The 13,833-nt window shown below is 63.8% G+C and carries 11 protein-coding genes; 7 read left to right on the forward strand and 4 right to left on the reverse strand.

Annotated elements, in window-relative coordinates; all coding sequences use genetic code 11:
- Window positions 1-33 precede the first annotated feature (33 nt).
- The 5 genes from ACF8O8_RS04620 (at window position 34) to ACF8O8_RS04640 (ending at window position 5,895) form a co-directional block, all read left to right on the forward strand.
- Window positions 34-1,056 carry an alpha-ketoacid dehydrogenase subunit beta gene (locus tag ACF8O8_RS04620; protein ID WP_010951829.1) on the forward strand — a complete coding sequence of 341 codons (1,023 nt, stop codon included), beginning with the start codon at window positions 34-36 and terminating at the stop codon, window positions 1,054-1,056.
- Window positions 1,053-2,159 (forward strand): acetoin dehydrogenase dihydrolipoyllysine-residue acetyltransferase subunit, encoded by a 1,107-nt coding sequence (locus ACF8O8_RS04625; protein ID WP_266023382.1) that lies wholly within the window; start codon window positions 1,053-1,055, stop codon window positions 2,157-2,159. Before ACF8O8_RS04620 ends, ACF8O8_RS04625 begins: the two co-directional genes overlap by 4 nt.
- A gap of 52 nt (window positions 2,160-2,211) precedes the next feature.
- A complete protein-coding gene (locus ACF8O8_RS04630; protein WP_223843612.1) occupies window positions 2,212-3,276 on the forward strand; it encodes a 2,3-butanediol dehydrogenase in 1,065 nt (354 codons plus the stop codon).
- 213 nt (window positions 3,277-3,489) lie between these two features.
- Window positions 3,490-5,223, forward strand: a complete 1,734-nt coding sequence (locus tag ACF8O8_RS04635; RefSeq protein ID WP_392509313.1) for a C13 family peptidase — start codon at window positions 3,490-3,492, stop codon at window positions 5,221-5,223.
- A gap of 27 nt (window positions 5,224-5,250) precedes the next feature.
- Complete coding sequence (locus ACF8O8_RS04640; RefSeq protein WP_104960714.1) at window positions 5,251-5,895, forward strand: oxidoreductase; 645 nt, start codon at window positions 5,251-5,253, stop codon at window positions 5,893-5,895.
- A 107-nt stretch (window positions 5,896-6,002) separates the two neighbouring features.
- On the opposite strand, the gene ACF8O8_RS04645 is transcribed toward ACF8O8_RS04640, so the two are convergent.
- From ACF8O8_RS04645 to ACF8O8_RS04660, 4 genes are all read right to left on the reverse strand, one after another.
- Window positions 6,003-6,290: a YceK/YidQ family lipoprotein gene (locus ACF8O8_RS04645; RefSeq protein ID WP_003255347.1), complete on the reverse strand. Its 288-nt coding sequence runs from the start codon at window positions 6,288-6,290 to the stop codon at window positions 6,003-6,005.
- Complete coding sequence (gene ubiX / locus ACF8O8_RS04650) at window positions 6,287-6,916, reverse strand: flavin prenyltransferase UbiX (RefSeq protein ID WP_003255348.1); 630 nt, start codon at window positions 6,914-6,916, stop codon at window positions 6,287-6,289. The genes ACF8O8_RS04645 and ubiX overlap by 4 nt, the downstream gene beginning before the upstream one ends.
- Window positions 6,913-8,262, reverse strand: coding sequence for a UDP-N-acetylmuramate:L-alanyl-gamma-D-glutamyl-meso-diaminopimelate ligase (mpl, locus tag ACF8O8_RS04655; protein WP_350298338.1), 1,350 nt, complete (start codon window positions 8,260-8,262; stop codon window positions 6,913-6,915). The genes ubiX and mpl overlap by 4 nt, the downstream gene beginning before the upstream one ends.
- A gap of 66 nt (window positions 8,263-8,328) precedes the next feature.
- Window positions 8,329-10,344 carry a sigma-54-dependent Fis family transcriptional regulator gene (locus tag ACF8O8_RS04660; protein WP_392509314.1) on the reverse strand — a complete coding sequence of 672 codons (2,016 nt, stop codon included), beginning with the start codon at window positions 10,342-10,344 and terminating at the stop codon, window positions 8,329-8,331.
- A gap of 255 nt (window positions 10,345-10,599) precedes the next feature.
- Between ACF8O8_RS04660 and ACF8O8_RS04665 the strand changes: the two genes are divergently transcribed.
- Complete coding sequence (locus ACF8O8_RS04665) at window positions 10,600-12,120, forward strand: aldehyde dehydrogenase family protein (RefSeq protein ID WP_010951822.1); 1,521 nt, start codon at window positions 10,600-10,602, stop codon at window positions 12,118-12,120.
- A 227-nt stretch (window positions 12,121-12,347) separates the two neighbouring features.
- A complete protein-coding gene (eat, locus tag ACF8O8_RS04670; protein WP_003255355.1) occupies window positions 12,348-13,796 on the forward strand; it encodes an ethanolamine permease in 1,449 nt (482 codons plus the stop codon).
- Window positions 13,797-13,833 lie beyond the last annotated feature (37 nt).

Consider the following 13,833-nt stretch of genomic DNA (forward strand, 5'->3'; position numbering starts at 1 on the left):
GCCGCGGATTACAAGAACAACAGGAGAACCACCATGGCAAGAAAGATCAGCTACCAGCAGGCCATCAACGAGGCCCTGGCCCAGGAAATGCGCCGCGACAGCACAGTATTCATCATTGGCGAAGACGTCGCCGGCGGTGCCGGTGCGCCCGGCGAGGATGACGCCTGGGGTGGCGTGTTGGGCGTGACCAAAGGCCTGTATCACCAATTCCCCGGCCGCGTGCTTGACGCGCCGCTGTCGGAAATCGGCTACGTCGGCGCGGCCGTCGGTGCTGCCACCCAGGGCCTGCGCCCGGTGTGCGAACTGATGTTCGTCGACTTCGCCGGCTGCTGCCTGGACCAGATCCTCAACCAGGCCGCCAAGTTCCGCTACATGTTCGGCGGCAAGGCAGTGACCCCGCTGGTGATGCGCACCATGTATGGCGCCGGCCTGCGCGCGGCTGCCCAGCACTCGCAGATGCTCACCTCGCTATGGACGCACATCCCCGGCCTGAAGGTGGTGTGCCCATCCTCGCCTTACGATGCCAAGGGCCTGTTGATCCAGGCGATCCGCGACAACGACCCGGTGATCTTCTGCGAACACAAACTGCTGTACAGCATGCAGGGCGAGGTGCCGGAAGAGGTGTACACCGTACCGTTCGGCGAAGCCAACTTCTTGCGCGATGGCGACGACGTGACCCTCGTTACCTACGGGCGCATGGTGCATGTGGCGCTGGAGGCCGCCAACAACCTGGCCCGCCAGGGCATCGACTGCGAGGTACTGGACTTGCGCACTACCAGCCCGCTGGACGAGGACAGCATTCTGGAAAGTGTGGAGAAGACCGGCCGCCTGGTGGTGATCGATGAAGCCAACCCGCGCTGCTCGATGGCCACCGACATCAGCGCGCTGGTGGCACAGAAGGCTTTTGGCGCACTCAAGGGCCCGATCGAAATGGTCACCGCGCCGCATACCCCGGTGCCGTTCTCCGACGCCCTGGAAGACCTGTACATCCCTGACGCGGCGAAGATCGAAGCCGCCGTGCGCAAGGTGATCGAAGCCGCAAGGAGTGCCGCATGAGCCAGATCCATACCCTGACTATGCCCAAGTGGGGCCTGTCGATGACCGAGGGCCGGGTGGACACCTGGCTCAAGCAGGAAGGTGACGAAATCAGCAAGGGCGACGAGGTGCTGGACGTCGAGACCGACAAGATCAGCAGCAGCGTCGAAGCGCCTTTCAGCGGCGTGCTGCGCCGCCAGGTAGCCAAGCCGGATGAAACCCTGCCCGTCGGCGCACTGCTGGCGGTGGTAGTCGAAGGCGAAGCAGAGGAGGCCGAGATCGATGCCGTGGTACAGCGCTTCCAGGCCGAGTTCGTCGCCGAAGGTGGCGCCGACCAAAGCCAGGGGCCGGCCCCTCAGAAGGCGGAAGTAGGCGGGCGCCTGCTGCGCTGGTTCGAGCTGGGTGAAGGCGGCACACCGCTGGTGCTGGTGCACGGGTTTGGTGGTGACCTCAACAACTGGCTGTTCAACCACCCGGCGCTGGCTGCCGAGCGGCGGGTCATCGCCCTCGACCTGCCGGGCCACGGCGAGTCGGCCAAGGCCCTGCTGCGGGGCGACTTGGATGAGTTGAGCGAAACCGTGCTCGCCCTGCTCGACCACCTGGACATCGCCAAGGCCCACCTGGCCGGCCATTCCATGGGCGGAGCCGTCAGCCTCAACGTGGCGCGCCTGGCCCCGCAGCGGGTGGCCAGCCTGAGCCTGGTGGCCAGCGCCGGCCTGGGCGAAGCGATCAACGGGCAGTACTTGCAAGGCTTCGTCACTGCGGCCAACCGCAATGCACTCAAACCGCAGATGGTGCAGTTGTTTGCCGACCCGGCGCTGGTCACCCGGCAAATGCTGGAGGACATGCTCAAGTTCAAGCGCCTGGAAGGTGTGGACCAGGCCCTGCAGCAGCTGGCAGGGGCGCTCGCCGACGGCGACCGGCAGCGCCACGACTTGCGCGGGGTCCTTGGCAATCACCCGGCACTGGTGGTGTGGGGTGGCAAGGATGCGATCATCCCGGCCAGCCATGCCGAGGGCCTGGAAGCCGAAGTACAGGTGCTGCCAGAGGCCGGCCACATGGTGCAGATGGAGGCGGCCGAACAGGTCAACCAGCAACTGCTCGCATTCCTGCGCAAGCACTAAGCCCTTTTCGTGAGCCTGGAGAACAACAATGAATGACCTGAGCCACACCCACATGCGCGCGGCCGTCTGGCATGGCCGCCACGATATTCGTGTCGAACAGGTACCTTTGCCGGCCGATCCTGCGCCAGGCTGGGTGCAGATCAAGGTGGACTGGTGCGGCATCTGCGGCTCCGACCTGCACGAATATGTTGCCGGCCCGGTGTTCATCCCGGTAGAGGCCCCGCACCCGCTGACCGGCATTCAGGGCCAGTGCATCCTCGGCCACGAATTCTGCGGCCACATCGCCAAGCTTGGCGAAGGCGTGGAAGGCTATGCCGTAGGCGACCCGGTGGCGGCAGACGCCTGCCAGCATTGCGGCACCTGCTATTACTGCACCCATGGCCTGTACAACATCTGCGAACGCCTGGCGTTCACCGGCCTGATGAACAACGGTGCCTTCGCCGAGCTGGTCAACGTGCCCGCCAACCTGCTCTACCGGCTGCCGCAGGGCTTCCCTGCCGAAGCCGGGGCACTGATCGAACCGCTGGCGGTGGGTATGCACGCGGTGAAAAAGGCCGGCAGCCTGCTTGGGCAAACCGTTGTAGTGGTGGGGGCCGGCACCATCGGCCTGTGCACCATCATGTGCGCCAAGGCTGCAGGTGCGGCACAGGTCATCGCCCTTGAGATGTCCTCTGCGCGCAAAGCCAAGGCCAAGGAAGTGGGCGCCAACGTGGTGCTGGACCCCAGCCAATGCGATGCCCTGGCGGAAATCCGCGCACTGACTGCAGGGCTGGGCGCCGATGTGAGCTTTGAGTGCATTGGCAACAAACATACGGCCAAGCTGGCCATCGACACCATCCGCAAGGCGGGCAAATGCGTGCTGGTGGGTATTTTCGAAGAGCCCAGCGAGTTCAACTTCTTCGAGCTGGTGTCCACCGAGAAGCAAGTGCTGGGGGCGTTGGCGTACAACGGCGAGTTTGCCGACGTGATTGCCTTCATTGCTGATGGTCGGCTGGATATTCGCCCGCTGGTAACCGGCCGGATCGGATTGGAGCAGATTGTCGAGCTGGGCTTCGAGGAACTGGTGAACAACAAAGAGGAGAACGTGAAGATCATCGTTTCACCAGGTGTGCGCTGATTGCACCTTTAAGGCAACGTGGCACCTGTGGGAGCGGGTGGGCCTGCGAACAATGCAACATGGTGGAGGACACCGGCTTTGCCGGTGTTCGCGGCTGAAGCCGCTCCTACAGGGTACTGGCAAGGTTCCAAGGCTGTGCGCTGGCACAGGGGCTCGCTGTCTCAGGATCCCATTCTGCGTCATACTCGGCAGACCTATTGCCCGGTCCTCGCCATGCGTCCACTGCTCCCCATTACCCTGGTCCTGCTGCTCGCCGCCTGTGGCGATGGCGAATCGCTGCTCCCGCCCGACGCACGGCTGCCTGACGGTGGGCGTTACCGGGGGCAGGTGGTCGATGGCCTGCTGCAGGGTGAGGGCCGGATCGACTACCCCAACGGCAGCTGGTACGCCGGCAGCTTCAAGGACGGCCAGTGGCACGGCCAGGGCGAATGGCATGGCCAGAACGGCGAGGTCTACCGCGGCCAGTTCGCCGAGGGGCTGTTTCAGGGCCTGGGTGACCTGATCACCCCAGGCAGCCACTATAGCGGCACCTTCCGCCACGGCCGCCGCGACGGCGAGGGCACCCTCAAGCAAGCCGACCAGACATACCGCGGCCAGTTCAAGGACGACCTGTACGACGGTGCAGGCCAACTGGAACTGGCCGACGGCAGTCGCTACCAAGGCCTGTTCGCCAAGGGCAAGCCCAACGGCGCCGGGGTGCGCAGCGATGCCAGCGGCAACCAGTTCAGCGGCCACTTCGTCAACGGCCAGCTACAAGGCGCTGGCACCTACGACAGCGTTGATGGCGAGCAGTACATCGGCGAATTCAAGGACAACCGCCTGGAAGGCCGAGGCCGCTACGAAAATGCCGATGGCGACGTGTGGATCGGTGAATTCAAGGACGGCTCGCTGATCGGCGAAGGGGAGTTGCTGGGCAGCGATGGCAGCCACTACAAGGGCGAGTTCGCCGACTGGCGTCTGTCGGGCCAGGGCAGCCTGCAACTGGCCGACGGCAGCAAGTACATCGGCGGTTTCCTCAACGATGCCTACCATGGCCATGGGCGGCTGATTCTGCCCAGTGGCAAGGTCGAAAGCGGAACATGGGCCAACGGCGTGCGCGTGCGCGACCAGAACGGCAAGCTGCTGCCAGACCCACTGGACCTAGCGTTGCTCAACCAGGGCCGGCTGCTGGACGAGGCGCTGGCTCGGGTACCTCGCTCGGCGCCACCGATCCAGCTGTATAGCCTGGTAGTGGCCGGCGATGGCCAGCAAAGCGTATTCCTGCGCGAAGCCGACTACGTCAGCCGCATGCTCAAGGTGCGCTTTGGCGCCCGTGGCCAAGTGACCCTGGTCAACCACCGCGACCACATGGCCACGCGTCCCATGGCCACCCGCGAAAACCTCTCCCGCGCTGCCGCCACCCTGGCAGAGCGCAGCGGCCCCGAAGACCTGGTGTTCATCTACCTCACCAGCCATGGCAGCCAGGACCACCAGCTGGTGCTCGACCAGCCCCGTCTGCAACTGGCCGACCTGGCCGCTGACGAGCTGGCCACTGCCTTGGCGCCGCTGAAGGATCGCGACAAGGTCATCGTCATCTCCGCCTGCTATTCAGGGGGCTATATCGCTCCGCTCAAAGACGAGCGCACGCTCATCATGACCGCTGCCCGGGCCGACCGCGTCTCCTTCGGTTGCTCGGAGGAAGCCGACTTCACCTACTTTGGCGATGCCCTGTTCGCTGAAGCGCTGAACCAGACCGACGACCTGAAACAGGCGTTTGAACTGGCACGTGCCAGCGTTGCCGAAAGAGAACAAAGGGAAGGCTTCGAGGCCTCCGAGCCGCAGCTGTGGGCACCGCCGGCCGTGCTTGAGCACTGGCACCAGCTGCGTCAGCAGCAAGCCGAAGAAGCGTTGCGTAACACCACACAGGCCAACGTGAGCAAGCAGGCAAAAATGCCCGGCACTCACTAGACTTGAGTGTAACAAGGGAGAGACATCATGTACTTGACGCCTCAGCATGTCCTGCTTGCCGGAGCCACCGGTCTGACCGGTGAACACCTGCTAGACCGCCTGCTCAACGAGCCCACCATCACCCGTGTCCTGGCGCCTACACGCCGGCCATTGGCCGAGCACCCGCACCTGGAAAACCCGGTGGGCGACCCGGCGGTATTCCTTCCGCAACTGGCCGGGCGGGTCGACATCGCCTACTGCTGCCTGGGCACCACGCTGAAGCAGGCGGGTTCCGAATCGGCTTTCCGCGCAGTGGATCTGGACATGGTGGTCGCCTTCAGCAAGCGTGCCCGGGAAATGGGCGCACGGCATCTGCTGGTGATCAGTGCAGTGGGCGCCGATCCTAAGTCGTCAATTTTCTATAACCGGGTCAAGGGCGAGATGGAAGAAGCGCTCAAGGCTCAGGACTGGCCACAGCTGACTATCGTGCGGCCCTCGTTCCTACTGGGCGAGCGGCTGGAGCCACGGCTGACTGAACAGCTAGTTGCGCCGTTTTCTCGGTTCATACCCGGGAAATACCGGGGAATCGAGGCTTGTACCCTGGCGCGGGCGCTGTGGCGGCTGGCGCTGGAAGAAGAAGACGGCGTGCGGGTTGTGGAGTCGGATGAGTTGCGCAAGCTGGGCAGGATCTAGGCTTCGCTTGTGCTGGCCTCTTCGCGGGCACGCCCGCTCCCACAGGGTCTCCATAAACTTCCAGTGACTACTCACCAATAGGAATGGGCGTGCCGGCGAAGAGGCCATCACAGGCCGCCGCTAGCCTGGAAGCCTATGCCGGCCGCTGTCAGCAAAGACAACGGCAGCAGCAGGGTATCAAGCAACATGCTCCCCGGCAGATCCAGACGCGGATACGCCGGAGCGTCAGCCCCGTAATGATCCCGCGGGCAACACCCGCCATTGATCACATACAAATCCAGCCGGGTACCGGCATACACCACCGGTGCGCCGGGCTTGTTGGCATCCAGCGTGCGCACCGTGGCGCAGCCCCCCAGCATCACCAGCGCCAGCAACCCCGCCAGTGCTCGCTTCAATCATCCACCCCGAAGTGGTGCTCGCCCCAACGCGGCAACATGTCCTGGGGGATGTTCAGCAGGTTGAGGATACGCGCCACGACAAAGTCGACCAGGTCGTCGATGGTCTGCGGCTGGTGATAGAACCCCGGTGCCGCCGGCAGGATCACCGCGCCCATTTGCGACAGCTTGAGCATGTTTTCCAGGTGGATGGTGGAGAATGGCGCTTCGCGTGGCACCAGGATCAGCTGGCGACGCTCCTTGAGGGTAACGTCGGCAGCACGCTCGATCAGGTTGTTGCAGGCGCCAGTGGCAATGGCCGACAAGGTGCCAGTGGAACAGGGGACCACCACCATTGCCGCCGGGGCGCCAGAACCCGAGGCTACCGGCGACATCCAGTCTTCCTTGCCATACACACGGATCTGCCCGTCGGCCGCGCCGGTGTATTCGGTCAGGAAGGCCTGCATCGCCTGGGGCTTGGCCGGCAACACAACATCCGTCTCGGTGGCCATCACCAACTGTGCGGCCTTGGAAATCAGGAAGTGCACCTCGCGGTCTTCGCGTACCAGGCAATCGAGCAGGCGAAGGCCATACTGGGCACCCGAGGCGCCCGTCATGGCCAGGGTGATGCGTTCCGGCCCGTTCACTTCAGCGCCTCGGCCAGCTTGCCGTGCAGGCCGCCGAAGCCGCCGTTGCTCATGATCACCACCTGGGTGCCTGGGCGAGCCTGACCTTTGACCCGCTCGATGATCGCTTCGAGGCTATCGGCCACCACGCTCGGCACCTTGCACTGCGCAGCGGTGGCGGCCAGGTCCCAGCCGAGGTTGGCCGGCGCATACCAGATCACCTGGTCAGCGTCGTTGACGCTTTCTGGCAGGCCGTCACGATGGGCGCCGAGCTTCATCGAGTTGGAGCGTGGCTCGATCACCGCGATCACAGGCGCCTCCCCCACCCGCTTGCGCAGGCCGTCGAGCGTGGTGGCAATGGCGGTCGGATGGTGGGCGAAGTCATCGTAGATGGTCACACCTTGTACTTCGGCAACCTTCTCCATGCGCCGCTTGACGCTCTTGAACGCACTCAGGCCGTCGATGCCCATGGCCGGTACCACGCCTACATGACGCGCTGCTGCCAGGGTAGCCAAGGCATTGGCGACGTTGTGCTGGCCGGTCAGCGCCCAGTCCACCACACCCTGCACTTCGCCCTCGAACAGTACTTCAAAGCGCGAGCCATCTGGGCTGAGCAGGCGGGCTTGCCACTGGCCGCCCTCACCGGTGGTTTGCACAGGGGTCCAGCAGCCCATGCCGATCACACGCTCCAGCGCTTGCTCGGTGGTCGGGTGGATGACCAGGCCTTCGCTGGGGATAGTCCGCACCAGGTGGTGGAACTGCCGCTCGATCGAGGCCAGGTCCGGGAAGATGTCCGCGTGATCGAACTCAAGGTTGTTGAGGATCGCGGTACGCGGGTGATAGTGGACGAACTTCGAGCGCTTGTCGAAGAAGGCGCTGTCGTACTCGTCGGCTTCCACCACAAAGAACGGCGTGTCGCCCAAGCGGGCCGACACCGAGAAGTTCTGCGGCACGCCGCCAATCAGGAAGCCCGGGCTCATGCCGGCGTGCTCCAGCACCCAGGCCAGCATGCTGCTGGTGGTGGTCTTGCCGTGAGTACCGGCAACGGCCAGCACCCAGCGGCCTTGCAGCACGTGGTCGGCCAGCCACTGCGGGCCGGAGACGTAGGGCAGGCCCTTGTTCAGCACGTATTCAACCGCTGGGTTGCCGCGCGACATGGCGTTGCCGATGACCACCAGGTCTGGCGCCGGATCCAGCTGGGCCGGGTCATAGCCTTGGGTCAGTTCGATACCCTGGGCTTCGAGCTGGGTGCTCATCGGGGGATAGACGTTGGCGTCGGAGCCGGTGACGCGGTGGCCAAGTTCCTTGGCCAGTACCGCCAGCGAACCCATGAAAGTGCCGCAAATACCGAGAATGTGAATATGCATGGTCGACCTCGCAAAACATCGAGGCAGGGTAGCCCAGGGCGCGACAAATCGCACCCGCTGTTTCGCTCAGTCGCCCCTGGTAATGCCGTGTTTGCGCAGTTTTCGATACAAGGTATTGCGGCTGATGCCCAAGTGCTCGGCGACGCGGGTGAGATGCCAGTGTTTTGCCTCCAGGACCTCCTTCAGCGCTTGCCGCTCCGCGTCGAGCAGAACCTCGGTCCCTGCAGAGTCACCCTCAATCTCTGCGGCACCGCCGGACCTGTGGGAGCGGGCTTGCCCGCGAACGAGGGCAACGCCCTCGCCCTCCATTTCCTGGTTGGACATCTTCGCGGGCTCGCCTACCCCCGCGAGAGGTGGGCTGGTGCGGATGACTGCGGGGAGGTCTGCAAAGGTAATGCGGGCATCTTCGCAAAGCGCCACCAAAGTACGCAGCACATTGCGCATCTGCCGCACGTTCCCCGGCCAGTTAAATGCGAGCAGCGCCTGCCGCGCCCGGGGCTCGATGTCTATCCATTGCCCCTGCGTCTCCTGACGCAGCAGAAAGTCCAGCAACTGCGCCTTGTCACTGCGTTCGCGTACCGCCGGCAGTGCCACCTCCAGGCCATTGAGGCGGTAATACAGGTCCTCGCGGAAACTGCCCTGTTCAACCCGTTCCAGCAGGTCACGGTGCGTAGCGCTGACGATGCGCACGTCCACCGCCTGTGGCTCTCCCCCGATCGGCACCACCTGGCGCTCCTCCAGCACCCGCAGCAGTCGGGTTTGCAGGGCAAGCGGCATATCGCCGATCTCGTCCAGCAGCAAGGTGCCGCCGTCGGCCTGCAACAGCTTGCCGCGCATGCCCTCCTTGCGCGCGCCGGTAAAACTGCCGCCGCGGTACCCGAACAGCTCACTCTCGATCAGGCTTTCCGGGATAGACGCGCAGTTGATGGCGACGAACGGCTTGCCGCGCCGCTCACTGGCCTGATGCACAGCCTGGGCGAAGGCTTCCTTGCCACAGCCGGTCTCGCCGCGCAGCAGCAATGGCACATCGCGCTCGAACACCCGCACGCTGCGGCGGAAATCATTTTGCAACGCAGGGTCAAGCAGACAGACCAGCGGCTCCACTTCCGCTGCGGGCCGCGGCTGGGCGGCCGGCACCGACCACACCGGCGCCCGGGCCTGCCCCCGCAGGCTGGCGAACACCTGGCGACCGTCCAGGGTGCGCAGCGGCCAGACAGCACTGCCGCCGGGCGTGGCACGGCTGAACATTTCGTCATGGCTGCACGCGAAAAAGCACTCCAACGGTTTGCCCAGCACGCCACCCCGTACCGTACCCAGCAGGTTCAGTGCGCTTTGGTTGGCAGCGCAAATGCGCCCATCGCCGTCGAACGCCAGCAAGCCTTCGCTGAACAGGCCGACCGACTCGGCTTGCAGGTGAAAACGCAATAACCATTGCTGCTCGAAATGGCGCAGGAAATAGCAGCTTTCGATCATCTTCGCCGACAGGTTGACCAACGCCATGGTGTGGAACTGGCTTTGCCGCGATACGTCGGGGCGCGCAGAGGACACGTCGAGCACCGCCAGCAGGTCGCCATGCGGGTCGAACACCGGGCTGGCCGAGCAGGTCAGCCCGGTGTGACGGCCACGGAAGTGCTCGTTCTGATGGATGGTCAGCGCCTGGCGCTCGACCAGGCAGGTGCCGATGCCATTGGTGCCCTCGCGCGCCTCGCTCCAGTCGGCGCCCAACCACAACCCGGCACGCTCGAAGCTGCGCCGCTCGGCGGGGGCACTGACGCAATTGAGGATCACCCCGCGGGCGTCGGTCAGCAGCACCGCGTGGCCTGCGCCGGAAAGCTGCTGGTGCAGGCTGTTCATTTCATGGTCGGCAATTTGCAGCACCTGGTGCAGGCGCTCGCGGCTTTCCAGCAGGCGCCCATGCTCAAGCACCACCGGCGCTTCGATCACCGCCGGGTCGAGGTGGTAATCCTCCAGGCAGCGCAGCCAGGAACGGGCGATGGACGGATCACTGCCGCCCTCCCCGGCCCCGCCATGGGCAACGCTATGGACCTGCCGGGCATGGCGAGTGAAGTGATTGCTCTGCATTGTTGTAATTCTCCGCAGATAGAGCGTCAGCCCAGCATCCTCCACCCGGTTAGGCTTTGCAATGCACACGCCCTGTGATGTGTCGCAAACGGCACAAAATGTCACCCCAGGCGTACCGGCGCCGGCACAGCGGTCCTTGAACAGGCCCGTAAAAATGACCCAAGTCATTGATTTGCCTGGCACCGCCAACACTGGCCCAACCCTTGCTCTATGCTTTTCAACTCCCTAAAAAGCACAATACCAAGGAGACACACCATGCGTTATGCACATCCCGGTACCGAAGGCGCGAAGGTTTCCTTCAAGAGCCGCTACGGCAACTACATCGGTGGTGAGTTCGTTACTCCGGTAAAGGGGCAGTACTTCGAAAATACCTCCCCGGTGAATGGCAAGCTGATCGCTGAGTTCCCCCGCTCTACTGCCGAAGACATCGACAAAGCCCTGGATGCCGCCCATGCTGCGGCCGACGCCTGGGGCCGCACTTCAGTGCAGGATCGTTCCAACGTGCTGCTGAAGATCGCCGACCGCATCGAGCAGAACCTCGAACTGCTGGCCATTACCGAAACCTGGGACAACGGCAAGCCGATCCGCGAAACCCTCAACGCCGACATTCCGCTGGCGGTCGACCACTTCCGCTATTTCGCTGGCTGCATCCGCGCCCAGGAAGGCGGCGCTGCCGAAATCAATGAAGGCACCGTGGCCTACCACATCCACGAGCCACTGGGCGTGGTCGGGCAGATCATCCCCTGGAACTTCCCGATCCTGATGGCTGCCTGGAAGCTTGCCCCGGCACTGGCAGCTGGTAACTGCGTGGTGCTCAAGCCTGCCGAACAGACGCCGCTGGGTATCACCGTACTGCTCGAAGTCATTGGCGACCTGTTGCCACCTGGCGTGCTCAACGTAGTGCAAGGCTATGGCCGCGAAGCCGGTGAAGCCCTGGCCACCAGCAAACGCATCGCCAAGATCGCCTTCACCGGCTCTACCCCGGTGGGCTCGCACATCATGAAATGCGCCGCCGAGAACATCATCCCGTCCACCGTCGAACTGGGTGGCAAGTCGCCGAACGTGTACTTCGAAGACATCATGCAGGCCGAACCAAGCTTCATCGAGAAGGCGGCAGAAGGCATGGTGCTGGCGTTCTTCAACCAGGGTGAAGTGTGCACCTGCCCGTCGCGTGCCCTGGTGCAAGAGTCGATCTATCCGCAGTTCATGGAAGTGGTGATGAAGAAGGTGCTGCAGATCAAGCGCGGCGACCCGTTGGACACCGACACCATGGTCGGCGCCCAGGCCTCGCAGCAGCAGTTCGAAAAGATCCTCTCGTACCTGCAGATTGCCCAGGAAGAAGGCGCCGAGCTGCTCACCGGCGGCAAGGTCGAGAAGCTGGAAGGTTCGCTGGCTACCGGTTACTACATCCAGCCGACCCTGCTCAAGGGCAACAACAAGATGCGCGTGTTCCAGGAAGAAATCTTCGGCCCGGTGGTCAGCGTCACCACCTTCAAGGACGAAGCCGAAGCGCTGGCAATTGCCAACGACACCGAGTTCGGCCTGGGCGCCGGCGTGTGGACCCGCGACATCAACCGTGCCTACCGCATGGGCCGCGGCATCAAGGCTGGCCGTGTGTGGACCAACTGCTACCACCTGTACCCGGCGCATGCCGCGTTCGGCGGGTACAAGAAGTCAGGGGTTGGGCGTGAGACGCACAAGATGATGCTGGATCACTATCAGCAGACCAAGAACCTGCTGGTGAGCTACGACATCAATCCGTTGGGCTTCTTCTAGACCGCGTCGCCTTCTTCGCGGGTAAACCCGCTCCTACAGGTTCACCGTTGGTTCCAGAGCCGGTGAGGTACCTGTGGGAGCGGGCAAGCCCGCGAAGAGGCCGGACTTGCTTTACACAAAACCCAGGGCGGTAACCGTGCACCAACCGCTCTGGCTCGCTTCCTGCAGCACCCATCACCATCGGCCCGGAACCCTTCCGGCCACCAAGAAAAAAAACAGGTGAATCTATGCCAAGCGAACATTCCGCCGGATCGCCGGCAGGCTCCTCCGTCGACTTCGAGAAAGTCGGCTCTGACTATTTCCAGCAACGTGAACTGAAAAAAGGCGCCGCCGGCTGGGTACTGCTGGTCGGCCTGGGCGTGGCGTACGTCATTTCCGGCGATTACGCCGGCTGGAACTTCGGCCTGGCGCAGGGCGGCTGGGGCGGCATGTTCCTGGCCACCTTGCTGATGGCAACGATGTACCTGTGCATGTGCTTCTCGCTGGCCGAACTGTCGTCGATGATCCCCACCGCTGGCGGCGGCTACGGCTTTGCCCGCAGCGCGTTCGGACCGTGGGGCGGCTTTTTGACCGGCACGGCGATCCTCATCGAATACGCCATCGCCCCAGCCGCCATCGCGGTGTTCATCGGCGCCTACTGCCAATCGCTGTTCGGTATCGGCGGCTGGATGATCTACCTGGCGTTCTACATCGTGTTCATCAGCATCCACATTTTCGGCGTGGGTGAGGCACTGAAGCTGATGTTCATCATCACCGCCATCGCCGCCATTGCCCTGGCCGTATTCCTGATAGGCATGGTGCCCCATTTTGATGCAGCCAACCTGTTCGACATCGCCAAAACGGACGCCGTCGGCGCCAGCAGCTTCCTGCCGTTCGGCTATGTCGGCGTGTGGGCAGCCATCCCTTACGCCATCTGGTTCTTCCTTGCCGTCGAAGGCGTGCCGCTGGCCGCAGAAGAAACCAAGAACCCCAAGCGTGACCTGCCACGCGGCCTGATCGGCGCCATGCTGGTACTGCTGGCCTTCGCCTTGCTGATCCTGGTGGTCGGCCCAGGCGGCGCAGGCTCCGAGGCGCTGAAGGCCTCCGGTAACCCGCTGGTCGAAGCCCTGTCGAAGGCCTACGGCGGCTCCACCTGGATGGGAGGCTTCGTCAACCTGGTCGGTCTGGCCGGGCTGATCGCCAGCTTCTTCTCGATCATCTATGCCTATTCCCGGCAGATCTTCGCCCTGTCCCGCGCCGGTTACCTGCCGCGCAAACTGTCGGAAACCAACAAGAGCAAGGCCCCGGTACTGGCCTTGGTCATCCCCGGCATCATCGGGTTTGCCCTGTCGCTGACGGGCCAGGGTGACTTGCTGATCCTGGTGGCAGTGTTTGGCGCTACCCTGTCTTACGTGCTGATGATGGCTGCGCACATCACCCTGCGCATCCGCCGGCCAAAGATGGAGCGCCCCTACCGCACCCCGGGTGGCATCTTCACATCCGGCCTGGCGCTGGTGCTGGCGTGCATCGCCGTGGTCGCCGGATTCCTGGTTGACCCGCGGGTAGTCATTGGCGCTGCAGTGATCTATGCGGTATTAATTGCCTACTTTGCTTTCTACAGCCGCCACCACTTGGTTGCGGGCACACCGGAAGAGGAATTCGCCGCGATCCAGAAGGCCGAAGAGGCCCTGCACTGATCGCCGCCACCCGCCGCGGGGCAACCCGCGGCTCTGG

Source organism: Pseudomonas sp. TYF_14, assembly GCF_043105275.1.
Taxonomy (GTDB): domain Bacteria; phylum Pseudomonadota; class Gammaproteobacteria; order Pseudomonadales; family Pseudomonadaceae; genus Aquipseudomonas; species Aquipseudomonas alloputida.

What these genes read in the sequence shown, in the direction of transcription:
- ACF8O8_RS04620 (WP_010951829.1), top strand. Translation starts at nt 34, where the DNA reads ATGGCAAGAAAGATCAGCTACCAGCAGGCCATCAACGAGGCCCTGGCC.
- ACF8O8_RS04625 (WP_266023382.1), top strand. Translation starts at nt 1,053, where the DNA reads ATGAGCCAGATCCATACCCTGACTATGCCCAAGTGGGGCCTGTCGATG.
- ACF8O8_RS04630 (WP_223843612.1), top strand. Translation starts at nt 2,212, where the DNA reads ATGCGCGCGGCCGTCTGGCATGGCCGCCACGATATTCGTGTCGAACAG.
- ACF8O8_RS04635 (WP_392509313.1), top strand. Translation starts at nt 3,490, where the DNA reads ATGCGTCCACTGCTCCCCATTACCCTGGTCCTGCTGCTCGCCGCCTGT.
- ACF8O8_RS04640 (WP_104960714.1), top strand. Translation starts at nt 5,251, where the DNA reads ATGTACTTGACGCCTCAGCATGTCCTGCTTGCCGGAGCCACCGGTCTG.
- mpl (WP_350298338.1), bottom strand. Translation starts at nt 8,262, where the DNA reads ATGCATATTCACATTCTCGGTATTTGCGGCACTTTCATGGGTTCGCTG.
- ACF8O8_RS04660 (WP_392509314.1), bottom strand. Translation starts at nt 10,344, where the DNA reads ATGCAGAGCAATCACTTCACTCGCCATGCCCGGCAGGTCCATAGCGTT.
- ACF8O8_RS04665 (WP_010951822.1), top strand. Translation starts at nt 10,600, where the DNA reads ATGCGTTATGCACATCCCGGTACCGAAGGCGCGAAGGTTTCCTTCAAG.
- eat (WP_003255355.1), top strand. Translation starts at nt 12,348, where the DNA reads ATGCCAAGCGAACATTCCGCCGGATCGCCGGCAGGCTCCTCCGTCGAC.